Annotated in this window: 22 protein-coding genes; 17 read left to right on the forward strand and 5 right to left on the reverse strand. The window is 73.9% G+C overall.

The window, feature by feature from the left end; genetic code table 11:
- Positions 1 to 532 precede the first annotated feature (532 nt).
- From ACGF4F_RS05825 to ACGF4F_RS05840, 4 genes are all read right to left on the reverse strand, one after another.
- Complete coding sequence (locus ACGF4F_RS05825) at positions 533 to 1,747, reverse strand: MFS transporter (RefSeq protein WP_393075331.1); 1,215 nt, start codon at positions 1,745 to 1,747, stop codon at positions 533 to 535.
- Between the two features lie 65 nt (positions 1,748 to 1,812).
- Positions 1,813 to 2,394: an isochorismatase family protein gene (locus ACGF4F_RS05830; RefSeq protein WP_393075334.1), complete on the reverse strand. Its 582-nt coding sequence runs from the start codon at positions 2,392 to 2,394 to the stop codon at positions 1,813 to 1,815.
- Positions 2,395 to 2,408: 14 nt separating this feature from the next.
- Positions 2,409 to 3,695, reverse strand: a complete 1,287-nt coding sequence (locus ACGF4F_RS05835) for a nicotinate phosphoribosyltransferase (protein ID WP_357434062.1) — start codon at positions 3,693 to 3,695, stop codon at positions 2,409 to 2,411.
- A 16-nt stretch (positions 3,696 to 3,711) separates the two neighbouring features.
- A complete protein-coding gene (locus tag ACGF4F_RS05840) occupies positions 3,712 to 6,390 on the reverse strand; it encodes a LuxR C-terminal-related transcriptional regulator (protein WP_393075337.1) in 2,679 nt (892 codons plus the stop codon).
- 201 nt (positions 6,391 to 6,591) lie between these two features.
- On the opposite strand from ACGF4F_RS05840, the gene ACGF4F_RS05845 reads away from it, so the two are divergent.
- From ACGF4F_RS05845 to rdgB, 11 genes are all read left to right on the forward strand, one after another.
- A complete protein-coding gene (locus ACGF4F_RS05845; protein WP_357434058.1) occupies positions 6,592 to 8,166 on the forward strand; it encodes a hypothetical protein in 1,575 nt (524 codons plus the stop codon).
- A gap of 115 nt (positions 8,167 to 8,281) precedes the next feature.
- Complete coding sequence (gene clpS, locus ACGF4F_RS05850; RefSeq protein WP_357434056.1) at positions 8,282 to 8,572, forward strand: ATP-dependent Clp protease adapter ClpS; 291 nt, start codon at positions 8,282 to 8,284, stop codon at positions 8,570 to 8,572.
- A 2-nt stretch (positions 8,573 to 8,574) separates the two neighbouring features.
- Positions 8,575 to 9,072: a DUF2017 domain-containing protein gene (locus ACGF4F_RS05855; RefSeq protein WP_357434301.1), complete on the forward strand. Its 498-nt coding sequence runs from the start codon at positions 8,575 to 8,577 to the stop codon at positions 9,070 to 9,072.
- A gap of 55 nt (positions 9,073 to 9,127) precedes the next feature.
- On the forward strand, positions 9,128 to 9,616 hold the full coding sequence (locus ACGF4F_RS05860) for a Mov34/MPN/PAD-1 family protein (RefSeq protein ID WP_073832356.1): 489 nt from the start codon (positions 9,128 to 9,130) through the stop codon (positions 9,614 to 9,616).
- A 71-nt stretch (positions 9,617 to 9,687) separates the two neighbouring features.
- The gene (locus ACGF4F_RS05865) at positions 9,688 to 10,071 is read left to right on the forward strand and encodes a MoaD/ThiS family protein (RefSeq protein ID WP_393075342.1); all 384 of its coding nucleotides are present in this window, start codon (positions 9,688 to 9,690) and stop codon (positions 10,069 to 10,071) included.
- Between the two features lie 11 nt (positions 10,072 to 10,082).
- The gene (locus ACGF4F_RS05870; protein WP_393075345.1) at positions 10,083 to 11,048 is read left to right on the forward strand and encodes a PLP-dependent cysteine synthase family protein; all 966 of its coding nucleotides are present in this window, start codon (positions 10,083 to 10,085) and stop codon (positions 11,046 to 11,048) included.
- 225 nt (positions 11,049 to 11,273) lie between these two features.
- A complete protein-coding gene (locus tag ACGF4F_RS05875; RefSeq protein WP_357434048.1) occupies positions 11,274 to 12,020 on the forward strand; it encodes an MBL fold metallo-hydrolase in 747 nt (248 codons plus the stop codon).
- 92 nt (positions 12,021 to 12,112) lie between these two features.
- Positions 12,113 to 13,255, forward strand: coding sequence for a glycosyltransferase family 4 protein (locus ACGF4F_RS05880; protein WP_393075348.1), 1,143 nt, complete (start codon positions 12,113 to 12,115; stop codon positions 13,253 to 13,255).
- Entirely contained in the window at positions 13,252 to 14,409 is a 1,158-nt protein-coding gene (locus ACGF4F_RS05885; RefSeq protein WP_393075351.1) for a glycosyltransferase, read from the forward strand. The genes ACGF4F_RS05880 and ACGF4F_RS05885 overlap by 4 nt, the downstream gene beginning before the upstream one ends.
- Before the next feature lie 159 nt (positions 14,410 to 14,568).
- On the forward strand, positions 14,569 to 15,294 hold the full coding sequence (rph, locus tag ACGF4F_RS05890) for a ribonuclease PH (protein ID WP_393075354.1): 726 nt from the start codon (positions 14,569 to 14,571) through the stop codon (positions 15,292 to 15,294).
- Positions 15,295 to 15,346: 52 nt separating this feature from the next.
- Complete coding sequence (gene rdgB / locus ACGF4F_RS05895) at positions 15,347 to 15,964, forward strand: RdgB/HAM1 family non-canonical purine NTP pyrophosphatase (RefSeq protein ID WP_073832363.1); 618 nt, start codon at positions 15,347 to 15,349, stop codon at positions 15,962 to 15,964.
- Positions 15,965 to 15,988: 24 nt separating this feature from the next.
- Here the strand turns inward: rdgB and ACGF4F_RS05900 are convergent, their stop codons facing one another.
- Positions 15,989 to 16,870 carry a LysR family transcriptional regulator gene (locus ACGF4F_RS05900; protein ID WP_357434038.1) on the reverse strand — a complete coding sequence of 294 codons (882 nt, stop codon included), beginning with the start codon at positions 16,868 to 16,870 and terminating at the stop codon, positions 15,989 to 15,991.
- Between the two features lie 116 nt (positions 16,871 to 16,986).
- On the opposite strand from ACGF4F_RS05900, the gene kdgD reads away from it, so the two are divergent.
- Genes kdgD through ACGF4F_RS05930 form a run of 6 tightly spaced genes read left to right on the forward strand, consistent with a single transcriptional unit; the run spans position 16,987 to position 24,073 of the window.
- Positions 16,987 to 17,901 carry a 5-dehydro-4-deoxyglucarate dehydratase gene (gene kdgD, locus ACGF4F_RS05905; RefSeq protein WP_357434036.1) on the forward strand — a complete coding sequence of 305 codons (915 nt, stop codon included), beginning with the start codon at positions 16,987 to 16,989 and terminating at the stop codon, positions 17,899 to 17,901.
- A 5-nt stretch (positions 17,902 to 17,906) separates the two neighbouring features.
- Positions 17,907 to 19,508, forward strand: coding sequence for an aldehyde dehydrogenase (NADP(+)) (locus tag ACGF4F_RS05910; protein ID WP_393075359.1), 1,602 nt, complete (start codon positions 17,907 to 17,909; stop codon positions 19,506 to 19,508).
- A 3-nt stretch (positions 19,509 to 19,511) separates the two neighbouring features.
- Entirely contained in the window at positions 19,512 to 20,879 is a 1,368-nt protein-coding gene (gene gudD, locus ACGF4F_RS05915) for a glucarate dehydratase (protein WP_393075362.1), read from the forward strand.
- Between the two features lie 35 nt (positions 20,880 to 20,914).
- Entirely contained in the window at positions 20,915 to 21,925 is a 1,011-nt protein-coding gene (locus ACGF4F_RS05920; RefSeq protein WP_393075365.1) for a tripartite tricarboxylate transporter substrate binding protein, read from the forward strand.
- Between the two features lie 2 nt (positions 21,926 to 21,927).
- Entirely contained in the window at positions 21,928 to 22,494 is a 567-nt protein-coding gene (locus ACGF4F_RS05925; protein WP_393075368.1) for a tripartite tricarboxylate transporter TctB family protein, read from the forward strand.
- Between the two features lie 25 nt (positions 22,495 to 22,519).
- On the forward strand, positions 22,520 to 24,073 hold the full coding sequence (locus ACGF4F_RS05930; protein ID WP_393075371.1) for a tripartite tricarboxylate transporter permease: 1,554 nt from the start codon (positions 22,520 to 22,522) through the stop codon (positions 24,071 to 24,073).
- The last annotated feature ends 1 nt before the right edge of the window (position 24,074 follow it).

Here is a 24,074-nt window from a genome sequence, read left to right on the forward strand (position 1 = left end):
CGCGCGTGGGCGCTGGCCGCGCATGGGCGCTGGCCGCGGGCGGGCGCTGGCCGCAACTTCGGGGACGTTGCTGTCTCCGCGGCTGCGGAGGGGTCAACTGCCGCGATGTTGTGCGGATCTTGCCGCTCTGCACGGCCGGCGTCGCTGGCCCCGCGCGCCGAGAGGTGACTCCTCAGCCGCTACGAACTTGATGACGTAAACGATTCACCTCAATCGGGCCGCCCTGGTGATCCATCCACGTCATCAGGTTCGTAGGCGTACGAGAGCTAGTCGGGCCGCCACCCGGGCCAGTCGGCCCGGCACCTGGGCGCGCTGGTGTGATGACGCCCTTGGGAGCCGATGCCGCCAAGTGATCCGGCGCCCCGCCACCCGACGGCGGCCGCCCTCTTCAGGCAACGTCCGCCTGGCTGGGAACGGGGTAGCAGGCAACGTCCGCCCGGTGCCCGGTGCCCGGTGCCCGGTGCCCGGTGCCCGGTGCCCGGGTGCCGGGGTGCCGGGAGTCGGGTGGCCGGGGTGGGGAGGTGCCGGGGGATCAGACGGTGGCGGGGGCCAGTTCCGGGGCGGCCGGCTCGGCGGCGGCCTGGCGGCGGTGGCGCAGCTCGATCGGGAGCACCGCCAGGGCGACCAGCACGCCGATCGCGCCGGTGACCGCGAAGCCCCACGGCGGGGAGGAGGCGTCGATCACCGCGCCGGCGAGCGGCGCGCCGAGCGCGATGCCGACGGTGACGGCGGAGCCGTGCAGGCCCATCGCCTCACCGCGTACGCCGGCCGGGGTGAGCCGGCTGACCGCGTCGGCGGTCGACGCGATGGTGGGCGCGCAGAGCGCCCCGGTCGGGATGAGCGCCAGGCAGAGCAGCCACCAGTGCGCCCCGCCCAACCCGACCGGGATCGTGGTGAGGCTGAGCACCGCCATCAGGACCAGCGGGGAGAACGAGCGGGTGACCGCCCCGTACGCGAAGCCGCCCACCAGTGACGCCACCGCCCACATGGTCAGCACGGCCCCGGTCCACCCGACCTCGCCGCCGGCACGCAGCACGGCGACCACGGCGACGTCCGTGCCGCCGAGCACCAGGGTGGCGGCCAGGCTCACCGCCAGCACGGCGAGCAGCCGGGGCGTCAGCCATTCGCGGCGGGGCACCTTCCGGTGCGGGCCGGCCGGCTCGTCGGCGCTGCGGGTCGGCGGGTCGAGCAGCCAGAACCCGATCCCGGAGGCGACGATGCCGATCCCGACCGCCCACATGGTGAGCCGCGGGGAGACGGCGGTCGCCACGGCCACGGCCAGCGCCGGGCCGACCATGAACGACAGCTCCACCGACATCGAGTCCAGCGCGTACGCCGGGCGGCGCCGCTCGGCCGGCACCAGCGCGGCGACCGACTGGCGGACCACCGAGAAGACCGGCAGGGCGAACAGTCCGGCCAGGAACGCGGCCGGCAGCAGCACCGGGTACGACAGCGCCGGGGCACTGGCCCAGAAGATCCCCTCGGCGATCGTGGTCAGCAGGAGCACCGGGCGCAGCCCGCGCCGGTCGACCAGCCGCCCGAGCAGCGGAGAGCCGAGCGCGGCGCCGACGGTCGACGCGGCGCCGACCAGGCCCGCGGCGCCGTATCCCCGGCCGAGGTCGAGCACGACGTGAAAGGTGAGCGTCACGCCGGTCGCGGTGAGCGGGATGCGGGCCAGCACCGACACCAGCAGCAGCGACCGGAGACCGGGCAGGGCGAGCGCCTCCCGGTAAGGCTTCAAGTTCACGACGGTCCGTACCTCCGGCGCACATCCTCGACCGGGGGTACGACAATCAGCAACCGATTACCTGGTCAAGCGGCCCTGATCACAGGCGCGCCGACCATGGTGACCCCGGCGCCGTCCATGGCCCGCAGCGCCACGTCCAGCGTCTCGGGCGCCACGGCGGCGGTGAGGTCCAGCAGCACGGTGGTGCCGAACCCCTCCCGGGCGGCGTCCAGGGCGGTCGCCCGGACGCAGTGGTCGGTCGCGATGCCCACCACGTCGACCCGGTCGACGCCGTGCCGGCGCAGCCAGTCGGCCAGGCACTCGCCGTCCTCGGCGTGCCCCTCGAACCCGGAGTACGCGGCCGCGTACTCGCCCTTGTGGAAGATCGCCTCCACCCGGCCGGTCTCCAGGTCGGGGTGGAACTCCGACCCGGGAGTGCCGACCACGCAGTGCCGCGGCCAGGATTCGACGTAGTTCGGCGGCTCGCCGAAGTGCGCGCCCGGGTCGATGTGGTAGTCCTTCGTCGCCACCACGTGGTCCCACCGGTCCGGCTCGGCGGCGAGCAGCCGGGAGATGCCGGCCGCCACGCCCGCCCCGCCGGCCACGGCCAGCGAGCCGCCCTCGCAGAAGTCGTTCTGCACGTCCACGATGATCAACGCGTTGCTCACGCTGGCGGTCCTCCTCAGGTCGCGGGTACGACGGTGACCGGAACAGCCGGGTCGCCGCCGGAGAGCTTCAGGCCTTCCCATGGAATGGAGATCAGGCACTGCCGTAGGTGCTCCCGCGACTCGTCGAGGGTGGGCAGCGCCACCGGCTCGCCGTGCACGATGAAGGAGTGCTGGAGCAGCCGGTCGTTCGGCTGCCGGTCCGGCACACCCTGCGGCACGATGATCTCCTCGGTCGCGGTGCCGGTCGGCTTGTGCCGGCGTACCGCCACTTTCCGGCCGCCGATGGTGGCCTTGCGCTCGGAGCGCTTGACCACCGGGCGGCCGTCGACCTCGACCAGCTTGTAGACCAGGCCGGCGGTGGGCGCGCCCGAGCCGGTCACCACGGCGGTGCCGGCGCCGTACATGTCGACCGGCTCGGCCGCGAGCGCGGCGATGGCGTACTCGTCCAGGTCGCCGCTGACGATGATCTTCGTCTCGGTGGCGCCGAGCGAGTCGAGCAGCTCCCGGGACTGCTGGGCGATCACTGCGAGGTCGCCTGAGTCGATCCGGATGGCCCGCAGCTCCGGCCCGGCCACCGCGATGGCGTTGCGGATGCCCTCGCTGATGTCGTACGTGTCGACCAGCAGCGTGGTGTCCTTGCCCAGCGTGGTGACCTGCGAGGCGAACGCCGCCCGCTCGTCGTCGTGCAGCAGGGTGAAGGCGTGCGCGGCGGTGCCGGCCGTGGGGATGCCGTACTTGTGGCCCGCGGCGAGGTTGGAGGTGAACCGGAACCCGGCCAGGTACGCGGCCCGTGCGGCGGCCACCGCCGCCCCCTCGTGCGCCCGGCGGGAGCCCATCTCGATCAGCGTCCGGCCGCGGGCGGCGGTGACCATCCGGGCGGCCGCAGCGGCGACCGCGCAGTCGTGGTTGAGCACCGACAGCACCAGCGTTTCCAGCACCACGCACTCGGCGAACCCGCCGGAGACGGTGAGGATTGGCGAGCTGGGGAAGAAGAGGTCACCCTCGGCGTACCCGTCGATGTCACCGGTGAAGCGGTAGTTGGTCAGCCACTCGGCGGCCCGGTCGTCCACCACCCGGCTGCGGCGGAGGAACTCGACCTCCTCGGCGTCGAACCGGAAATCCCGGATCAGCTCGATCAGCCGCCCGGTTCCGGCGACCACTCCGTAGCGGCGGCCCGCCGGCAGCCGCCGGGTGAACACCTCGAAGACGCAGCGGCGATCGGCCGTGCCGTCGCGGAGCGCGGCGCTGACCATGGTCAGCTCGTAGTGGTCGGTCAGCAGCGCGGGGCGAAGGGTGCTCACGGCTCCAGCCTAAAGTTCAGGCCGGATCCCCGCCGTCGTGCCCCGGCATCGACCACAGTGCGGCCCGCAGCTCGGCCCGGCCGGTCACCCCGAGCTTGCTGTAGACCCGCTGGAGGTGGTTCTCCACGGTGCGGGTGGAGAGGTAGAGCCGCTCCGCGATGGCCCGGCTGGTGGCTCCCTCGGCCGCGAGCGTCGCGACCTCCCACTCGCGGTCGGTGAGTGCGGGCCGCAGCCGCCGCAGGGCCGGGGTGGAGATCTGGTCGCCGCGGCTGAGCAGTGCGGCGAGTCGTTCCCGGACCGGCGCGGTCGCCGCGGCCCGGCTCCGGCCGAGCCGGTGCAGGGCCATCGCGGTCGCCTCGGCGGCGTACACGGTCAGGTCCCGGGCGGCGAAGTCGTCGGCGACGGCCAGCAGCTCGGGGACGGAGTCCTCGACCGTGGCGCGGGCGTACCGGGCGACCAGCGGCGGCAGCGCCCCGTCGACCCGCTCGGAGAGCTCGGCCAGGCGTTGCGCCACGGTACGGCGGCCGCCGTCGGTGCACATCGGCCCGACCGGGGCGGCGGCCTGGTCCAGCCGGACCAGGTCGAGCAGGACGAGCAGCTCGTGGCCGGCGAGGGTGTCCTCGCGGAGCCGGTCGGCCAGCGCGCACAGGTGCTTGGCGGCGGTCGGCAGGTCACCGGTGGCCGCGTGCACGGCGGCTCGGGCCTGCTCCAGCCACGGATACAGCACCGCCATGCCCGGGGCGTGGGTCCGGTCCGCCTCGGCCATCGCCTCGACCGCGTGCGTGGCGTCGCCGCGCAGGGCCGCCGCCTGGGCGCGCTCGGCGTGCGCCAGCCCGGCGTACACCCGGCTGGTGGCGAGCACCGCGCAGGCGCCGAGGCTGGTCTTGAGCGCCTCGTCGCTGCGGCCGCGCAGCCGCGCCGCGTACGCCTGGAGGATGGCCAGGTAGCCGGTGCCGAGCCGGAAGTCACCCGCGCCGGCCAGGTCGGCGAACTCGTCGGCGACGATCGCGTCGATGCCGGCCAGGTCGCCGGAGAGCGCCAGCCGGGTGCCCCGGGCCAGCTCCATGGCGAGCTGGAGGTATGGCATGTCGCCCCGCCAGCGGGCCGCCTCCGCCTGCACCAGGGCGATGGCGGTGGCGCTGCGGTGGTATTGCCCCTGCGCGGCCTGGAGGTGGGCGATGGTGCAGCGGACCAGCTCCCGGGCCGCCATGGGTGAGGCCGGGCGGTCCAGCACGGCCTGGGCGAGCCGCAGCGCGGCGTCGGTGTCCAACCGGTGCAGTCGCATGATCGCCTCGAAGGCGCGGACCCGGGCCCGGTCGGCCGAGTCGGTCATCTCGTCGCCGCGGGCTGCGATCTCCTCCACCGTGGACTCGCGGCTGAGCCCCCAGTAGCTGACCATGCCACGGACCGTCAGCCAGCGGCTGCGCCGCCGGTCGCAGCCGATCTCCCCGGCGACCGAGTCGAGCACCTGGATGGCCTCGTCCGGCCGGTCGCCGAACATGAGGATGGTGGCGAGCAGTTCCGCGGCGTCGAAGCCGCCGTCGGCGTCCAGCGCGGCCCGGGCCAGCCGGGTCGCCAGCGGCACGTCGTACCGGCCGAAGGCCTGGGCGGCCGCGTCGAGCAGCAGGGCCGCGTCCTGCGCCGTACCCGAGTCGAGCCGCCACACCGCGACCCGGAGCAGGTCGTCCCGGCGGCGCTTGCCGACCTGTTCCAGCAGCTCGGCCAGGGTGGCCTGGAGCCGGCGGGTCCGGCTGACCGGGCACTGCCGCCGCATCACCTCGCCGTAGAGGGGGTGGGCGAGCCGGACGTCCAACCGGCGGTCGTCGTGGACCATGGTGATCAGGCCGCGTTCCTCGGCGGCCTCCACGTCGGCCGGGTCGACCGCCTTCTGCAGCAGTTGCAGGCCGAGCGGCTCGCCGAACGCGACCAGCTCGACCACCGACCGCACGCCGGGGGTGAGCTGGCCGATCCGGATGTCGATCAGGTCGGTGAGGTTGGGGGCCAGCTCCAGCCGGCCGGTCCACTTCCACATCCCGTACGTCCGGCTCAGCTCGTCGCCGCCGGAGGCGGCCAGCACCAGCTCGCGCAGCAGCAGCGGGTTGCCCGCGGAGAGCTGGAACAGCCGCTCGGACGACTTGTCGTCGACCGGGCCGCCCAGGATCGCGGCGAGCAGGCCGCCGGTCTCGGCCGGGCCGAGCGGGGCCAGCTCGACCAGGTCGACCAGATCGTCGGTCCACAGGGCGCGGATCGGCAGCGGGATCTGCTCGCCGTTGCGCAGGGTGCCGATCACGGTCGCGTTCTCCGCCCGGGCGAGCAGATGCACCAGCGCGGCCGAGGGCGGGTCGAGCAGGTGCGCGTCGTCGATCGCGAGCACGATCGGTCGGCCGGCAGCCTGCTGCTGGAGCATGTCCACGGCCCAGCGGAGGACACCGGCGGGGGAGAGCCCCTGCGGCTGCTCGGCCGGGAGCACCTGCACCAGGCCGCCGAAGGGCAGCGTGGCGGTGGTGGCGCTGGCCGCGACGGACCAGATCGCGTACCGGTCGGTGGGGAGGGCGGCCACCCCTTCGCGCAGCAGTCGGCTCTTGCCGACCCCGGCGCTGCCGCTGAAGAACAACCCGCGCCCCTCGGGGTCGCCGACCGTTGACAACAGACGGTTGAGCTCTTCCGTCCGGCCGACGAACTCCCACCGACTCATCCCAGCAGCATATCGACGGTAATCCGTCCGCGCGCAGAGCGTCACGCACCGAAGTTGAGTAACTGGCCGATCAGCCCTGAGTATCGGGAGTGTTCGCTGTCGGACTTGCGACAGAAGTACTCTTCCGGCAGCCCAGATTAACCGCAGGATTTCCCACGCGACGCGGTCCGCAACCCGGTCGCCTGGTTGGGAGGCCATCTCATGAAGCGGCGTCCGCTGCCCTCGGTCGACGTGTCCGAACCGGGCGCGCCGGCCGAGCGAACCCGCTGCGCCCCGCTGCCCACCCGGCTCGGGGTGACCGAGCCCTGCCCCGAGGAGCCGCTGGCCGTCGTCGTCGCGGGTCCGGCCGGCGCCGGTCGGCGCGAGCTGCTCGCCGGCCTGCTCGAGGTGGCGCCCGGCATGCTGGCCGTGCCCGCCGGCAGTTGCCTGCTCGTCAACCACGCCAAGGTGCCGACCCGCGCCGCGTACGTGCCGGGCTACCGCCAGCCGCACTCGTACGGCGCGGATCCGCTCGCGGCCGGCCCCGCACTGGCCCGTCCGCCGCGCCGGGTGGAGCTGAGCCTGCCCGACCCGCTGCTGCGCCATTTTTCGGTGCTCGACACGCCGGACACCGGCTCCCTCGGCGTCGCCGGTGACCAGGTGCTGCTCGACGCGGTCGGCCGGGCCGGCGCCCTGCTCTTCGTGATCTCCGCCGACCAGGCGTTCACCGCCGCCGAGCTGCACCTGCTGGCGGAGGTGGCCCGGGCCCGGGTCGAGGTGTTCTTCGCGGTCACCCCCGGGGCAGCCGGCTGGGCGGCCCCGGCGGCCGGCCCGACGACGACGGAGGACCCGGGGGCGTCCGTCGCGTCGGCCGGTCGTGCCCGGCCGCCCGGGCCGCGTGCGGCGGACCGCCGGGTCGACCCGGCGGAGGTCTCCCTGGCGGCGCACCGGGCGGCCCTGCTGTCCGCGGTGCCCGGCCTCGCCTCGGCCCGCTGGTACCCGGTGCGGCAGGCGGACCACTCGGCCCTGCGCCGCGCCCTGGTGGGCTGGGCGGCGGACGAGGGACTGCGGCGGGCCAGCGCCCACCCGCCGGAGCCGCCCGGCGTGCACCACCGGGTGGCCGTCCTGCCCGGGCTCGACCCGGGCGACCTCACCGATCGCCTCGACCGTCAGGCCCGCTCGTGCGCCCAGCGGATCCGCCAGCACCTCGCCCTGGAACTGGCCAACATCCACCTCCGGGTGGTGCAGGAGATCGTCTTCGGGGTCGGCTGCGCGGGCCTGCCGCAGCTGCTCGACCGGGAGATGGAGGCGTTGTCGCTGCTCGCCACCGCCCAGTGCGACGAGGCGGTCCGGAGCATCGTCGATGACCTGGCGGCCCGGGTCTTCGGCGCGCCCCTGGCGGAGGGGGTGCGGCGCCGGATCACCCACGCCGTCCGGTGGGGCCTCGCCGACCAGCCGGTCGGCGGGGAGCTGGACCGGGTGCTCCTGGTCACCAGCACGGCCGGGGTGGCCGGGCTGAGCGGCACCGGGGCGACGGACGCCCTGGCCGGCTTCCCCGGTGCGGCCCGCGACGAGGTGCTGCCGCCCATCGGGGTGGCGCTCTCCGGCGGCTGCTGGCAGCACTGGCGCGTTCCCGGCAACGACGACCCGAACAGCGCCCGCTCCTGGTCGCAGCGGGCACTGCGGGAGGTCGAGCTGGAACTGTCCCGCGAGGTGTCCCGTCGCTTCGAGGTGATCCGGCTCTCGCTGGGGGCGGTGCTCACCGATGCTGTCGACCACGGCATCCTGCTCGCCTGAGGTCGGGCTCGCCGGCCGGCCGGCCGGGTCGCCGTGGGCGGCCCGGGCGGGTGATCCGGGCCGGGGTGACGTTCCGGTTCATCGGTTCCCCGGATCCGGTGGCACGATGGGGGGCATGGCGGCTCCACAGGTTGCGCCGGTCGAGACGCCGGACACTGAAGAGGTGCCGGCTTCCGACCGGCCCTGGGTGACCATCGTCTGGGACGATCCGGTCAACCTCATGACGTACGTGACCTGGGTGTTCCAGAAGCTCTTCGGGTACAGCCGAGAGAAGGCCGAGCAGCTCATGCTGGATGTGCACCACAAGGGCAAGGCGGTCGTCTCCAGTGGCGCCCGGGAGCGGATGGAGCACGACGCGTCGCAGCTGCACGCGTACGGCCTGTGGGCGACGGTGGACCGGTCGTGAGCATGTTCCGTCGCCAGGGCGACCGCTACGTGGCCACCTTCGCGGTGGACGAGGTCCGGGTGCTGCGCAAGGTCGCCTCCGAGGTGGTCGGCCTGCTCACCGACGGCTTCGACCACGGCGACCCGGTGGTCGGCCGGCTGTTCCCCGCGGTCTACCCGGAGGACGCGGCGAGCGCCGCGGAGTTCCGCCGCTACACCGAGGGTGACCTCAAGACCGCCAAGATCGACCAGGCTGGCGCCATCCTCGCCGCGCTGCCCGACGGTGAGGCCGGCGGCGAGGTGCGCCTCGACGCGGAGGCGGCCGAGGCGTGGCTGCGGGCGCTCAACGACGCCCGGCTGGCCATGGGGGTCCGGCTGGAGATCAAGGACGGCATGGACCTCGGGGAGGAGCTCGACGACGCGGTCGCCGCGGACCCGACCTCCTCCCGGGTGTTCCAACTGTCGGTCTACGCGTACCTCGGGTATCTGCAGGAATCCCTGCTCAACGCCCTGATCGACTGATTCGTGACGGTCACCACCTCGCCGCCCGTGACGCCCAGGCGCTAGGCTGGTCGGCGTGCTGAGCATCGACCGGTCGATCATCGACGCGATCGTGGCCCACGCGCGTCGGGACCACCCGGACGAGGCGTGCGGCGTGGTCGCCGGTCCCGCCGGCAGCGACACCCCGACCCGGCACATCCCGATGGAGAACGCCGCCCGCTCCATGACCTTCTACGAGTTCGACTCGATGGAGCAGCTGCGGTTGTGGCGGGAGATGGACGACCGTGACGAGGAGCCGGTCGTCATCTACCACTCGCACACCGCGACGGAGGCGTATCCGTCCCGGACGGACATCTCCTTCGCCGGTGAGCCGGGAGCGCACTACCTGCTCGTCTCGACCCGCGAACCCGACACGGAGGAGATCCGCTCCTTCCGCATCGTCGACGGGGTGGTGACCGAGGAGCCGGTCCGGATCGTGGATGCCGCCGTGGACCCGCACGCCGTCCAGTCCTACATGTTCGGGCAGAGCCCGGCGACGGTCGACTACGAGTGTTCCGGCCGCTGACCTTTCAGCGCCGGCACCTCCTTCTTTCCCCCCGTCACCTGGCACTACCCGTTCAAGGAGCACGAGACATCATGGCCATCGAGGTTCGCATCCCCACCATCCTGCGCAGCTACACCGGCGGCGCGAAGGTCGTCGAGGGCACCGGCGACACGCTCGCCGACCTGCTCACCGACCTGGACGCCCGGCACGCCGGCCTGAAGGCCCGGCTGGTCACCGACGCCGGCGCGCTGCACCGGTTCGTCAACGTCTACGTCAACGACGAGGACGTCCGTTTCCTCGGCGCGCTCGACGCCAAGCTCAACGACGGTGACAGCGTCACCATCCTGCCGGCCGTGGCGGGCGGCGCGTTCGGCTTCGCCGCCGCCGCGGCGATCGCGCAGCACAGTGCGGCGGCAGCCGCGATCGCGCAGCACGGTGCCGCCGCGGCGGCTGGCGTGCGCGCAGCGCGCCGCTGACGGCGGCCGTCATGGCGCGGTACGACAGCCTGCTCGATGCCTGCGGCGGTACGCCCCTGATCGGGTTGCCCCGGCTCTCGCCGACGGTGCCCGACGGGGCGCCGCAGGTGCGGCTCTGGGCCAAGTTGGAGGACCGGAACCCGACCGGCAGCATCAAGGACCGGGCCGCCCTGTTCATGGTCCGCGCGGCCGAGGCGGCGGGGCAGCTCCGGCCGGGTGACACCATCCTGGAACCGACCAGCGGCAACACCGGAATCTCCCTGGCCATGGTGGCCAAGCTGCGCGGATACCGGCTGGTCTGCGTGATGCCGGAGAACGTCTCCACCGAGCGCGTCCAGCTGCTCCGGATGTACGGCGCGGAGATCATCTTCTCGCCGGCCGCCGGCGGCTCGAATCAGGCCGTCGCCACCGCGAAGCAGATCGCCGCCGAGCACCCCGACTGGGTGATGCTCTATCAGTACGGCAACGAGGCGAACGCCCGGGCGCACTACGAGACGACCGGGCCGGAGCTGCTGCACGACCTGCCCACGATCACCCACTTCGTGGCCGGTCTGGGCACCACCGGCACCCTGATGGGCACCGGACGCTTCCTGCGGGAGAAGGTCGACGGCATCCAGATCGTCGCCGCCGAGCCCCGTTACGGCGAGCTGGTCTACGGCCTGCGCAACATCGACGAGGGCTACGTCCCCGAGCTCTACGACGCGGGGGTGCTCTCCCGGCGGTTCTCGGTGGGCACCCGGGACGCGGTGCTGCGTACCCGGCAGCTTGTCGAGGTGGAGGGGATCTTCGCCGGCTTCTCCACCGGCGCGATCCTGCACGCCGCCCTGGCGGTGGCGCACGAGGCGGTCCGGGCGGGCCGCCCGGCCGACGTCGCGTTCGTGGTCGCCGACGGCGGCTGGAAATACCTGTCGACCGGGGCGTACGGGGGCACCCTGGCGGACGCCGAGGACGCTCTCGAGGGGCAGCTCTGGGCCTGACCGTTGGCGGTTCGGGCCGGTTGGCGTCATCCGCCGGCCGGCCCGCCCCCGCCGTGTCGGCATCGGACGTGTACGGGTGTCACGTTGATGACAACTTCCGTTGGATCATTCTTGCCCGCCCGGACCGACGCGTAGGCTGCGCAGCGTGGCGTACGCGTCGGTTGTGATCATCGGCGGAGCGACTGCCGGCGTTTCGACTACGAAGCGTGACATCAGGGCGACCGGATGCGACTGACCGTCCTCGGCTGCGCGGGCAGCTTCCCCGGCCCCGAGTCCCCCTGCTCCGCCTACCTGGTGGAGGCGGAGGGCTTCCGCCTCCTGATCGATTTCGGCCCGGGGGCGCTCTCCACCCTCCAGCGCTACGTCGGGCTGCACGCCCCCGACGCCATCCTCCTCACCCACCTGCACTGCGACCACATGCTCGACGCGGCGTCCTACGTGGTGGTGCGCCGCTACGCCCCGGACGGCCCATACCCGCCCCTGCCGGTCTACGCCCCCTCCGGCGCGCCGGACCGGATCGCCGGCGCGTACGGGCAGGAGGACAGCACGGTCGAGGACGTCTACCAGTTCTACGGGCTCCAGCCCGGCACCTTCCCGATCGGCCCGTTCACCGTCACCGTCGACCGGATGAACCACCCGGTCGAGACGTACGGCGTGCGGCTGGAACACAACGGCCGGGTGTTCTGCTACTCGGCGGACACCGCGCCCTGCGACGCGCTGCTGCGCCTCGCCCAGGGCGCCGACCTCTTCCTCTGCGAGGCCAGCTACCTCGACGGCGTGGAGAATCCGCCGGACCTGCACCTGACCGGCCGGGAGGCCGGCGAGGCGGCCACCAAGGCAGGGGTGGGTCGGCTGCTGCTCACCCATCTGGTGGCGGCCTGGGGCAGCGAGGCGCACACCGTCGAGTCGGCGGCCGGGGCGTACGTCGGGCCGCTGGACGTGGTCCGCCCCGGCGCCTGCTACGACGTCTGACCACGACGGCGGCGCGCCGCGTTGCCGTAGTGTTCGCCGATCCGTCAGCGGCTGGTCGCCTGACGCACCCGTCCGGCCCGCACCCTCGGGCCATGCGGATCGCCATCGTGACCGAGTCGTTCCCGCCGGACGTGAACGGCGTGGCGAACTCCGTCGTCCGGACCGCCGAACACCTCGTGGCGCGGGGACACGAGCCGCTCGTCATCGCGCCCGCGCCGGCCCGGGGCCGGCACCGACCCACCGAACCGCACCCCTACCCCGTGGTGCGGATCCCCAGCCTGCCGCTGCCGCGCTACCAGGGCTTCCGGCTCGGCGTACCGACCGCCGGGCTGGCCGCCGCCCTGCTCGGCCACCGGCCGGACGTCGTCCACCTCGCCAGCCCGTTCGTCCTCGGCGCGGCGGGGGCGACCCTGGCCGTCCGGCACGACCTGCCCGTCGTCGCCGTCTACCAGACCGACGTGGCCTCCTACGCCCGCGCGTACCGGGTCGGCTGGGGTGAGGCCGCGGCCTGGCGCCGGCTCCGCGAGATCCACAACTGCGCGCAGCGCAACCTCGCGCCGTCGACCCGCGCCGCCGCCGACCTGATCGCCAACGGGATCCAGCGGATCTGGCTCTGGCGGCGGGGCGTGGACGCCGACCTGTTCCACCCGACCCGGCGCAGCGACCCGCTGCGCCGGACCCTGGCGCCCGACGGCGAACTCCTCGTCGGCTACGTGGGCCGCCTCGCCCCCGAGAAGCGGGTGGAACTGCTCGCGGCGACGGCCCGGCTGCCCGGCGTACGGGTGGTGGTGGCCGGCGACGGCCCGGCCCGCCGGCAACTCGAACGCGCCCTGCCCGGGGTGCGGTTCCTCGGCGTGCAGCACGGGGAAGCGCTGGCCCGCCTCTACGCCAGCCTCGACGTGTTCGTCCACACCGGCCCGCACGAGACGTTCGGGCAGACGCTGCAGGAGGCCGCCGCCAGCGGGGTGCCGGTGGTGGCGCCGGCCAGCGGTGGACCGGTCGACCTGGTCGAGTCCGGCGTGACCGGGCTGCTGGTCCCGCCCGACGACGGGGACGCGCTCGCCGCCGCCGTGGCCGAGTTGGTCGCCGACGCCGACCGCCGGACCCGGTACGGCACCGCCGCCCGGGCGGCGGTCAGCCGCCGCAGCTGGAGCGCCGTCGGGGACGAGCTGGTCGGGCACTACCAGGCCGCCGTCGCCGGCACGTCGCTCGCCGGCCTCCGGGCCCCCAGGTGAGCGGGGTACGCATCGTCCGGGTGGCCAACTTCGTGACCGGCCGCTCCGGCGGGCTGCGTACCGCCCTGCGGCACCTCGGCGAGGGCTACCTGGCCGCCGGCCACGAACCGGTGCTGGTGATCCCCGGCGAGCGGTACGGCGACACCCGGCAGCCGTGGGGCCGCGTGGTCACGCTGCCGGGACCGGTGCTGCCGGGCAGCGGCGGGTACCGGCTGCTGACCGACCGGCGCCGGCTCGCCGGGATGCTCGCCGACCTGGCGCCCGACCGGCTGGAGGTCTCCGACCGGAGCACCCTGCGCTGGACCGGCCGGTGGGCCCGGGCGCACGGCGTGCCGTCGGTGATGGTCTCGCACGAGAGCCTGACCGGGCTGCTCGGGCAGTGGCGGCTGCCGGGCGCCGCGGCCCGGCGGGTCGCCGACCGGCTCAACCGGGAGACCCTGCGCCACTACGACCGGGTGGTCTGCACCACCCGCTGGGCGGCGGAGGAGTTCGACCGGCTCGCCGGCCCGCCCGTCGACCTGGTGCCGCTCGGGGTCGACCTGACCACGTTCCATCCCGACCGCACCGACCCGGTGCTGCGCGAGCGGTACGCCGACCACACCGAGGTGCTGCTGGTGCACTGCGCCCGGCTGTCGGTGGAGAAACGCCCCGAGCTGGCGGTGGCCGCCCTCGCCCGGCTGCGCCGCGCCGGCGTACCCGCGGTGCTGGTGATGGTCGGCGACGGGCCGCTGCGGGCGACGCTGGCCCGGCGCGCGGCCGGCCTGCCGGTGCACTTCGCCGGCTTCCTGCCCGACCGGGCCGCCATCGCCGCGCTGCTGGCCAGCGCGGACGTGGTGCTCGCACCCGGTCCGGTGGAGACCTTCGGCCTGGCCGGGCTGGAGGCGCTGGCCAGCGGCACCCCGGTGGTGGCCAACGCGGCCAGTGCGCTGCCGGAGGTGATCGGGCCGGGCGGGCTGGCCGCCTACGGCACCCCGTCGGCAATCGCCGCCGCGGTCGTCCGGCTGCTTCAGCGCCCCGAGGCGGCGCGGCGGTCGGCCGCCCGGCGCCGGGCCGAGGAGTTCGGCTGGCCCGCCGCAGTCGCCGGTTTCCTCCGCGCGCACGGCGTTGCACCGGTCCCCGCCGAGCCCGCCACGGAGGCACCCGGCCCGCCCTGACCCGTGCCACTCCGCTCGTTCCGGCGGCGAGCTGGGCCCCCGCCACTGCCGGGTCGGACGGAACCGACCGGCCCGCGCTTCAGGCCCGGGCCACCGACCCGCCCAGGCAGAGGGCACACCGCGGCGCGCTTCGATCACGACACCGCATAAGGTGCAGGCATGGCGCGACCTGACGGGCGGCGGCCCGACCAACTCCGACCGGTGACCCTGACCCGGGGCTGGAGCACCCACCCGGAGGGCTCGGTCCTCGTCGAGTTCGGCGCGACCCGGGTGCTCTGCACGGCGAGCGTGACCGAGGGGGTGCCCCGCTGGCGCAAGGGCTCCGGGCTGGGCTGGGTCACCGCCGAGTACGCGATGCTGCCCCGGGCCACCAACACCCGCTCCGACCGGGAGAGCGTGCGCGGGAAGATCGGCGGGCGTACCCACGAGATCTCCCGGCTGATCGGCCGCAGCCTGCGCGCCTCCATCGACCTGAAGGCGCTCGGCGAGAACTCGATCGTGCTCGACTGCGACGTGCTCCAGGCCGACGGCGGCACCCGGACCGCGGCGATCACCGGCGCGTACGTGGCGCTGCACGACGCGGTGACCTGGCTGGCCGAGCGCAAGGCCCTGGCCGGCAAGGTGGAGAAGGTGATGCACCGTTCGGTGGCCGCGGTCAGCGTCGGCATCATCGCCGGCGAGCCGCGCCTGGACCTCTGCTACGAGGAGGACGTGGCCGCCGAGGTCGACATGAACGTGGTCTGCACCGGGACCGGCGACTTCGTCGAGGTGCAGGGGACGGGCGAGGCCGGCGTCTTCGCCCGGGAGCAGCTCGACGCCCTGCTGGACCTGGGCGTGGTGGGCTGCCTGGAACTGGCCGACGCGCAGCGGAAGGCGCTCCAGTGAGCGCGAGGAGCGAGCTTGTGAGCCCCGCAGTCGCGAACGAAGGTGATCTCTCATGAACACGGTCCTGCTCGCCACCCGGAACCGGAAGAAGCTCGTCGAGCTCCAGCGGATCCTCGACGGCGCGCTCGGCGCGCACCGGATCGCCCTGCTCGGGCTGGACGACGTCGAGGAGTATCCGGAGCTGCCGGAGACCGGCCTGACCTTCGGCGAGAACGCGCTGATCAAGGCGCGGGAGGGCTGCCGGCGTACCGGCCTGCCGACCATCGCCGACGACTCCGGGCTCGCCGTGGACGCGCTCAACGGCATGCCGGGCGTGTTCAGCGCCCGCTGGGCCGGCCGGCACGGCGACGACCGGGCCAACTTCCAGCTGGTGCTGGACCAGATCGCCGACCTGGCGGACGAGCACCGGGGCGCCGCCTTCGTCTGCACGGTGGCGCTGGTGCTGCCGAGCGGCAAGGAGCACCTGGTCGACGGCCGGCAGTCGGGCCGGCTGCTGCGGGCGCCCCGCGGCGACGGCGGCTTCGGGTACGACCCGATCTTCCTGGGCGACGGTCAGGAGCGGACCAACGCGGAGCTGACCCCGGAGGAGAAGGACGCGGTCAGCCACCGTGGCAAGGCGCTGCGCGAGCTGGCCAAGCTGGCCGCCAAGGTGCTCCTGCCGGCGGCCTGACCGAGCGTCGGCGCGGGTGCCTGGTCAGCCGGTCACCCGCGCCAGCAGCGCCGCCAGGGCCGGGTTCTGGTGGCCGGTGCGCCACACGCAGTGCAGCTTCACCGTGCCCTCCTCGATGTCGGTCACGTCGAGGAAGGCCAGGTTCTCCAGCCGCAGCGCGGACGCCGAGCGCGGCACCAGGGCCACCCCCAGGCCGGCGTTGACCACCGACAGCAGGGTGTGCACCTGGCTGATGTGCTGGACGTACCGGGGGGCGACGCCGGCCTGGTGGAACGCGGCGACCACCAGCTCGTAGAAGTACCACGCCTCCGAGGGCGAGTAGGTGACCACGTCGTGTTCGGCGACGTCGGCGAGCCGGGGCGGGCGGCCGAGCCGGGTCAGCGGGTGGTCGCGGGGCGCCGCCAGCACCAGCGACTCGGTGTGCACCAGCCGGGAGGCGAGCAGCTCGCTGCGCGGCACCTCGCGGACCAGCCCCACCTCCAGCTCGCCGGCGAGGATCGCGTCGAGCTGGACCCGGGTGACCATCTCGGAGAGCACCAGGTCCACGCCGGGCAGGTGTTCGGCCGCGGTGGCGATCCAGCGCCCGAGCACGGTCAGCGCCGACACGGCGGTGAAGCCGATCCGGATCGACCCGGCGGTGCCGTCGGCGACCCGGCGCGCGGTCAGCGGCGCGGTGGCGGCCAGCGTGAGCAGCCGCCGCGCCTCGTCGAGGAAGACCCGGCCAGCGGGGGTGAGGGTGACGCCGGTGGACGTCCGCTCGAACAGCAGCAGCCCGGTGGCGCGCTCCAGCCGCTGGATCTGGCGGCTCAGCGGCGGCTGGGTCATCCGCAGCCGGGCGGCCGCCCGCCCGACGTGGCCTTCCTCGGCGACCGCCACGAAGCCCCGCAGCTGATCGAGGGTGAACATGGCACCTCCAGCGATGATGCCGGGAAGGTATCAGCCAATGCCCAACTCGTGTTGGACCGGTATCACCCGAGGTGCTTAACCTCCTGGTCACCTACCCGAAACAGGAGTCCAGCGAGATGACGCGACACACGCCGGAAGAGCTTCAGCGCGTGCTGGGGAGCGGATTGCTGTCCTTCCCCGTCACCCACTTCACCCCCGAGCTGGAGTTCGACGAGGCCGCGTACCGGGAGAACCTGAGCTGGCTCGCCTCGTACCCGGCGGCGGGGCTGTTCGCCGCGGGCGGCACCGGGGAGTTCTTCTCCCTGACCCCGGACGAGATCGCCCGGGTGGTGCGGGCGGCGGTGGCGGCAAGCGGCGGCACGACGCCGATCATCGCGCCGGCCGGCTTCGGCACCGCCCAGGCGGTCGACCTGGCCCGCGACGCCGAGCGGGCCGGCGCCGACGGCATCCTGCTCTTTCCGCCGTACCTGACCGAGTCGAGCCAGGACGGCCTCGCCGCCCACGTCCGGGCGGTCTGTGCGGCCACCTCGCTGGGCGTGGTCGTCTACCACCGGGCCAACGGCCGGTTCACCGTGCCGACCATGGAGCAGCTGGTGGCGACCTGCCCCAACCTGATCGGCTTCAAGGACGGCGTCGGCGACATCGAGCTGATGACCCGGCTGTACGCCACGATCGGCGACCGGCTGCTCTACATCGGCGGCCTGCCCACCGCGGAGACGTTCGCTCTGCCCTACCTGGAGCTGGGCGTCACCACCTACTCGTCCGCGATCTTCAACTTCGCCCCCACCTTCGCGCTGGAGTTCTACGCCGCCGTGCGGGCCCAGGACCGGGCCGGCGTCTACACCCGGCTCAACGAGTTCGTGCTGCCGTACCTGGAGATCAGGAACCGCAAGGCCGGCTACGCGGTCTCGATCATCAAGGCCGGGATGCGGATCGTCGGCCGCCCCGCCGGCCCGGTCCGGCCGCCGCTGACCGACCTCACCGCCGACGAGCAGGGCGCGCTGGCCACCCTCATCGAGAAGCTGGGCTGACCGCCATGACCACCACCGAGACCACGCCGCTCACCGGCGCCATGCTGATCGGTTCCGCCGAGGTCCACGGCAACGAGGGCGAGGTCCGGGCCGTCGACCCGCGTAGCGGGCGGACGCTGGAACCGGCGTACGGCCTGGGCGGCGCCGCCGAGGTCGACCGCGCCGCCGAACTCGCCTGGACCGCGTTCGACGGCTACCGGCACGCCGACCTGGCGACCCGGGCCGCGTTCCTGGAGAGCATCGCCGCCAACCTCGAGGCGCTCGGCGACACCCTGATCGAGCGGGTGGTGGCCGAGACCGGCATCCCGGCGGCCCGGGTGCTCGCCGAACGAGCCCGTACCTGCAACCAGCTCCGGCTCTTCGCCTCGGTCGTCCGCGACGGCGACTGGCTCAACGTCCGGATCGATCCCGCCCAGCCCGACCGGGTCCCGCTGCCCCGACCGGACCTGCGGCAGCGTCGTGTCCCGCTCGGCCCGGTCGCGGTCTTCGGCGCGAGCAACTTCCCGCTGGCCTTCTCCGTCGCCGGCGGCGACACCGCCTCGGCGCTGGCCGCCGGCGCCCCCGTGGTGGTGAAGGCGCACGAGGCCCACCCCGGCACGTCCGAGCTGGTCGGCCGGGCCGTCCAGGCCGCGGTACGCGAGCACGGCCTGCCCGAAGGCACCTTCTCCCTGCTGTACGGCGACGGCCCGGGGCTGGGCGCCGCCCTGGTCCGCCACCCCCGGATCCGGGCGGTCGGGTTCACCGGCTCCCGCGCCGCCGGGCTGGCCCTGGTCGCCGCAGCCGCCGCCCGCCCAGAACCCATCCCGGTGTACGCCGAGATGTCCAGCGTCAACCCGGTGTTCGTGCTGCCCGGCGCGTTGGCCGAGCGGGGCGCCGAGCTGGGCGCCGCCCTGATCGGCTCGGTGACCGTCGGCGTCGGCCAGCTCTGCACCAGCCCCGGCCTGGTCTTCCTGCCCGACGGCGACGGGTTCGACGAGTTCGTCGCGGCCGCCGCCGAGGCCGTCCGGGGCGTCCCGGCGGCGCCGATGCTGACCGCCGGCATCCACGCCGCGTACGACCGGGGCGTCGACCGACTGGCCGCGCTCCACGGGGTACGCGCCGTGGCCCGGGGCGCCGCGGACGCGGGCATCGCCTGCGCCGGCCGGACCGGCCTGCTGGTCACCGACGGCGCGACGTTCCTGGCCGAGCCGGCTCTGCGCGAGGAGGTCTTCGGCGCGGTGACCGTGGTGGTCCGGGTGACCGGCGACGACCAGCTGCGGGAGATCGTCGACCGGCTCGACGGGCAGCTCACCGCCACCGTGCACGCGGCCCCCGCCGACCACCCGCAGGCCCGCCGACTGCTCGCCGAGCTGGAGCTCAAAGCCGGCCGGGTGCTGGTCAACGGCTGGCCCACCGGGGTCGAGGTGGGGCACGCCGTGGTCCACGGCGGCCCCTTCCCGGCCACCTCCGACCCGCGGAGCACCTCGGTGGGCACCCTGGCGATCGACCGTTTCCTGCGTCCGGTGAGCTACCAGAACGTGCCGGCCGACCTGCTGCCCGCCGAACTCGCCGACGACAATCCGCTGGGGCTGTGGCGACGCGTCGACGGCCATCCGGGACGGGACTGAGCCATGACCAGCCAACTTGCCGAGGTGCCCACCGTGACCCCGCCCCGCACCCCCGTGGTGACCGGGATGCGGGTCGTGCCGGTCGCCGGGCACGACTCCATGCTGCTGAACCTCAGCGGCGCGCACGCCCCCTTCTTCACCCGCAACCTGGTGCTCCTCACCGACAGCGAGGGACGGCTCGGCGTCGGCGAGGTGCCCGGCGGCCCGGCCATCACGCAGACCCTCTCCGACGCCCGGGACCTGGTGCTCGGCCGGCCCGTCGGGCAGCACCACGGCGTGCTGGCCGCCGTCCGGGCACGCTTCGCCGACCGCGACGCCGGCGGCCGAGGCGCGCAGACGTACGACCTGCGGACCACCGTGCACGTGGTGACCGCGCTGGAGGCGGCGCTGCTGGACCTGCTCGGCCAGCACCTGGAGGTGCCGGTGGCCGCCCTGCTCGGCGACGGCCAGCAGCGCAGCAGCGTGCCCACCCTCGGGTACCTGTTCTTCGTCGGCGACCGCAACCGGACCGACCTGCCGTACCGGAGCGAGCCGGACGCGGCCGACGACTGGCTGCGGCTGCGGCACGAGGAGGCGCTGACGCCGGAGGCCGTCGTCGCCCTGGCCGAGGCGGCCCGGGCCCGCTACGGCTTCCGCGACTTCAAACTCAAGGGCGGGGTGCTGCCCGGCCCGGTCGAGGCCGAGGCGGTGCGGGCGCTGGCCGGCCGATTCCCGGACGCCCGGATCACGCTCGACCCCAACGGCGGCTGGCTCCTCCGGGACGCCGTCGCGCTCTGCCGCGAGCTGCGCGACGTGCTCGCGTATGCCGAGGACCCGTGCGGCGCCGAGGGGGTCTTCTCGGCCCGCGAGGTGCTGGCCGAGTTCCGCCGGGCCACCGGCCTGCGTACGGCCACCAACATGGTCGCCACCGACTGGCGGGAGCTGGGCCACGCGATCCGCGCCGACGCGGTCGACATCCCGCTGGCCGACCCGCACTTCTGGACCATGGCCGGCTCGGTGCGCGTCGCCCAGCTGTGCGACGCCTGGGGGCTGACCTGGGGCTCGCACTCCAACAATCACTTCGACGTGTCGCTGGCGATGTTCACCCACGTCGCGGCCGCCGCGCCCGGCGAGATCACCGCCATCGACACCCACTGGATCTGGCAGGACGGCCAGCGGCTCACGAAGAACCCGCTGACCATCGCCGACGGCGCCATCGCGGTCCCCACCGCGCCGGGCCTCGGCGTCGAGCTCGACCTGGACCGGGTCGAGGCGGCCCACCAGCTCTACCTGGAACACGGCCTCGGCGCCCGCGACGACGCCGAGGCGATGCGCTACCTCATCCCCGACTGGACGTTCCACCCCAAACGTCCGTGCCTGGTCCGGGGCTGACCCCCACCACCCCCACACACGCACGAGGAGTCGTCATGAGATCCCCCCTCCCGTCCCCGTCCCGCCGCCGGCTGCTGGCCGCCCTCGCCGCGCTCGCCGTGCTGCCGGTCGCCGCCTGCTCCGGCGTGCAGGGCGGCAAGGACGCCGCGGACAGCAACTACCCGACCCGCGCGGTCCAGTTCACCGTGCCGTTCGCCCCGGGCGGCAGCGGCGACCTGATCAGCCGGGCCATCGGCAAGGCCGCCGAGAAGCCGCTCGGACAGTCGGTGGTCGTCACCAACAAGCCGGGCGCCAACGGCGCCGTCGGCGGCAAGGAGGTGCTGGCGTCCGCGCCGGACGGCTACAACATCGCCCTGCTGGTGAAGTCGCTCTTCGCGATCACCCCGCTGGCCGTGCAGGACCCCACCGCCATCCAGCCGGACAAGATGACCATCCTCACCACGCTCACCCAGGAGGACTACGTCCTCGTGGTCAACGCGGCCTCGCCGTACCAGACGCTGGAGGACCTGCTCAAGGCCCCGTCCCTCCGGTACGCCACCACCGGCGTGGGCACCGGCGCCCAGCTCTCCCAGGCCCTGCTGTTCAAGGCGGCCAACGTCAAGGCCACCGACGTGCCCTTCGACGGGGGCGCGCCGGCCGCGACCGCCCTGCTCGGCAAGCAAGTGGACGTTCTCTCCGGCTCCCTCGCCGAGACCATGCCGCAGATCAAGGCCGGCAAGTTCCGCCCGCTCGCGATCTTCTCCGAGAAGCGCAGCAGCTACCTGCCCGACGTGCCGACCGCCCCGGAGAAGGGCTTCGACGTGGTGGTCGACCAGCGCCGCTTCATCGTCGCGCCCACCGGCCTGCCGGACGCGGTCGCCAAGAAGCTGACCGACTCCTTCGCCGAGGCACGCAAGGACGCCGCGTACGACAAGTTCCTCAAGGACAACTACATGGAGCGCTGGGAGGTTTCCGACCAGGAGGCGCGCCAGCACCTGACCGACGCCGCCAAGGAGTACGCCGACCTGAGCAAGAAGTTCGGCCTCACCTTCGGATCCGGGAAATGACGGTGAGCGACACCCGACCGGCCGCCCGGGCCGACGCCGTACCGCCCGAGACGCCGGGCGGGTCGGCCGCCGTGCCGCAGGAGGCCGCGGAGCCCGCGACCGCGCCGCCCGGGGAGGAGATCTCCCCGGGCGGCCCGGTCCTCGCCACCGTGGCGGGCGCGGTGCCAGTGCTGCTCGGGCTGGCCACCCTCTGGCTGGCCCACGGGCTGGGGCTCGGCACGCTGACCGAGCCCGGCCCAGGCCTGTGGCCGACGATCGTCGCGGTGCTGCTGCTGGTCAGCGGGGTGGCCCTGGTGCTGCGCGCCCGCGGGACGACGGACACCGAGGCCTTCACCCGGGGCGCCGGCGTGGTGCTCGTCGGCGCCGCCAGTCTCGCCCTCTACGCGTTCCTGTTCGAGCTCGTCGGCTTCGAGATCCCCACCGTGCTGGTGCTGGTGCTCTGGCTGCGGTTCTTCGGGCGCGAGGGATGGCGCACCACCGCGCTGGTGTCGGTGCTCACGACGGCCGCCCTGTACGGGCTCTTCATCACCGCGCTCGGGGTGCCGCTGCCCCACCTGATCGTCATCTGACCCTCCGCCAGAGAGGAGATCCACCATGGACCTGACCCCCGTGCTGTCCGGGTTCGCGGTGGTGTTCGAACCGCAGAACCTGCTCTACTGCCTGCTCGGCGTGACGCTGGGCATGCTGGTGGGGGTGCTGCCCGGGCTGGGACCCGCGGCCACCATCGCCATCCTGCTGCCGGTCACGTACGGCATCGAGCCCGCCGCGGCGGTCATCCTCCTGGCCGGCATCTTCTACGGCGCCCAGTACGGCGGCACCATCACCTCGGTGCTGCTCCGGCTGCCCGGCGAGGCGTCGACCGTGGTCTCCGCGCTCGACGGCTACCAGATGGCCCGCAAGGGCCGGGCCGGTTCGGCGCTGGGCATCGCCGCGATCGGCTCGTTCATCGGCGGCACCGCCTCGATCATCCTGCTCACCCTCATCGCGCCGCTGGTCGCCGACTTCGCCCTGCAGTTCGGACCGGCCGAGTACACCCTGCTGGCGCTGATCGGCATCTTCATGGTCGCCACCCTCGGCAGCGGCTCCCTGGTCAAGAGCGTGGCCGCCGCCGGCGTCGGCCTGCTGCTGGCCACCGTGGGCCTGGACCCGATGGTGGGCACCCCCCGCTTCACCTTCGGCAGCGACCAGCTCGCCGACGGCATCGACTTCGTCATCGTCGCCATGGGGCTGTTCGGGGTGGGGGAGATCCTCTACAACCTGGAACACCGGCTGCGACCCCAACCGGCCGTGCTGTCCTTCGGGCGAGCGATCCCGACCCGGCCGGAGTGGCTGCGGTCCCGGCTGGCCGTGCTGCGCGGCTCCGTGGTCGGCTTCGTCCTCGGGGTGCTCCCCGGCGGGGGCGCCACCATGTCCTCGCTGGTCGCGTACGCCGTGGAGAAGCGGGCGGCGAAGGACCCGTCCCGGTTCGGCAAGGGCGCCATCGAGGGCGTCGCCGGCCCGGAGAGCGCCAACAACGCCGCCGCGACCTCGTCCTTCATCCCGCTGCTGACCCTCGGCGTACCGGCGAACGCGACCATGGCGGTGCTCTTCGGCGCGCTGCTGCTGCAGGGCATCCCGCCCGGGCCGCAGCTCATCACCGAGCACCCGGACGTGTTCTGGGGCGTGGTCAACTCCATGTACGTGGGGAACATCTTCCTGCTGCTGCTGAGCATCCCGCTGATCGGCGTCTTCGTCCGCCTGCTGCGGGTACGGGCCGGTATCCTGGCCCCGCTCACCGTGCTGATCACCATGGTCGGCGTCTACAGCATCCGGAACAACGTCTTCGACATGTTCCTCGTGGTCGCGCTCGGCCTGGTCGGCTACGGGATGAAGAAGCTCGGTTTCGAGCCCGGCCCGTTCGTGCTGGCGTTCGTCCTCGGCGAGCTGCTCGAGTCGTCGTTCCGCCGATCGATGCGCCTCTTCGAGGGCGACTTCACCGGCTTCGTCCAGCGTCCCGTCTCGGCGGCGCTGGTCGCCCTGCTGGTGCTGACCGTGGTCGTCGTACCGGCGCTGCGGGCCGTCCGCGGCCGGCAGGCCGCCCAGGTCGAGCACCAGGTGACCACCCCAGACGGCGGCCTCGCCGTCGCCGCCACCCGAACCGAGGAGTGAT

Source organism: Micromonospora sp. NPDC047740 (assembly GCF_043204735.1).
Classification (GTDB): domain Bacteria; phylum Actinomycetota; class Actinomycetes; order Mycobacteriales; family Micromonosporaceae; genus Micromonospora.

Bases quoted from the DNA above. Each gene is read 5' to 3' on its own strand.
- rph (WP_393075354.1), top strand. From the start codon at position 14,569: ATGGCGCGACCTGACGGGCGGCGGCCCGACCAACTCCGACCGGTGACC.
- clpS (WP_357434056.1), top strand. From the start codon at position 8,282: ATGGCGGCTCCACAGGTTGCGCCGGTCGAGACGCCGGACACTGAAGAG.
- ACGF4F_RS05900 (WP_357434038.1), bottom strand. From the start codon at position 16,870: ATGTTCACCCTCGATCAGCTGCGGGGCTTCGTGGCGGTCGCCGAGGAA.
- ACGF4F_RS05930 (WP_393075371.1), top strand. From the start codon at position 22,520: ATGGACCTGACCCCCGTGCTGTCCGGGTTCGCGGTGGTGTTCGAACCG.
- ACGF4F_RS05840 (WP_393075337.1), bottom strand. From the start codon at position 6,390: ATGAGTCGGTGGGAGTTCGTCGGCCGGACGGAAGAGCTCAACCGTCTG.
- ACGF4F_RS05845 (WP_357434058.1), top strand. From the start codon at position 6,592: ATGAAGCGGCGTCCGCTGCCCTCGGTCGACGTGTCCGAACCGGGCGCG.
- ACGF4F_RS05875 (WP_357434048.1), top strand. From the start codon at position 11,274: ATGCGACTGACCGTCCTCGGCTGCGCGGGCAGCTTCCCCGGCCCCGAG.
- ACGF4F_RS05910 (WP_393075359.1), top strand. From the start codon at position 17,907: ATGACCACCACCGAGACCACGCCGCTCACCGGCGCCATGCTGATCGGT.
- gudD (WP_393075362.1), top strand. From the start codon at position 19,512: ATGACCAGCCAACTTGCCGAGGTGCCCACCGTGACCCCGCCCCGCACC.
- ACGF4F_RS05880 (WP_393075348.1), top strand. From the start codon at position 12,113: ATGCGGATCGCCATCGTGACCGAGTCGTTCCCGCCGGACGTGAACGGC.
- ACGF4F_RS05870 (WP_393075345.1), top strand. From the start codon at position 10,083: ATGGCGCGGTACGACAGCCTGCTCGATGCCTGCGGCGGTACGCCCCTG.
- kdgD (WP_357434036.1), top strand. From the start codon at position 16,987: ATGACGCGACACACGCCGGAAGAGCTTCAGCGCGTGCTGGGGAGCGGA.
- ACGF4F_RS05920 (WP_393075365.1), top strand. From the start codon at position 20,915: ATGAGATCCCCCCTCCCGTCCCCGTCCCGCCGCCGGCTGCTGGCCGCC.
- ACGF4F_RS05855 (WP_357434301.1), top strand. From the start codon at position 8,575: ATGTTCCGTCGCCAGGGCGACCGCTACGTGGCCACCTTCGCGGTGGAC.
- rdgB (WP_073832363.1), top strand. From the start codon at position 15,347: ATGAACACGGTCCTGCTCGCCACCCGGAACCGGAAGAAGCTCGTCGAG.
- ACGF4F_RS05865 (WP_393075342.1), top strand. From the start codon at position 9,688: ATGGCCATCGAGGTTCGCATCCCCACCATCCTGCGCAGCTACACCGGC.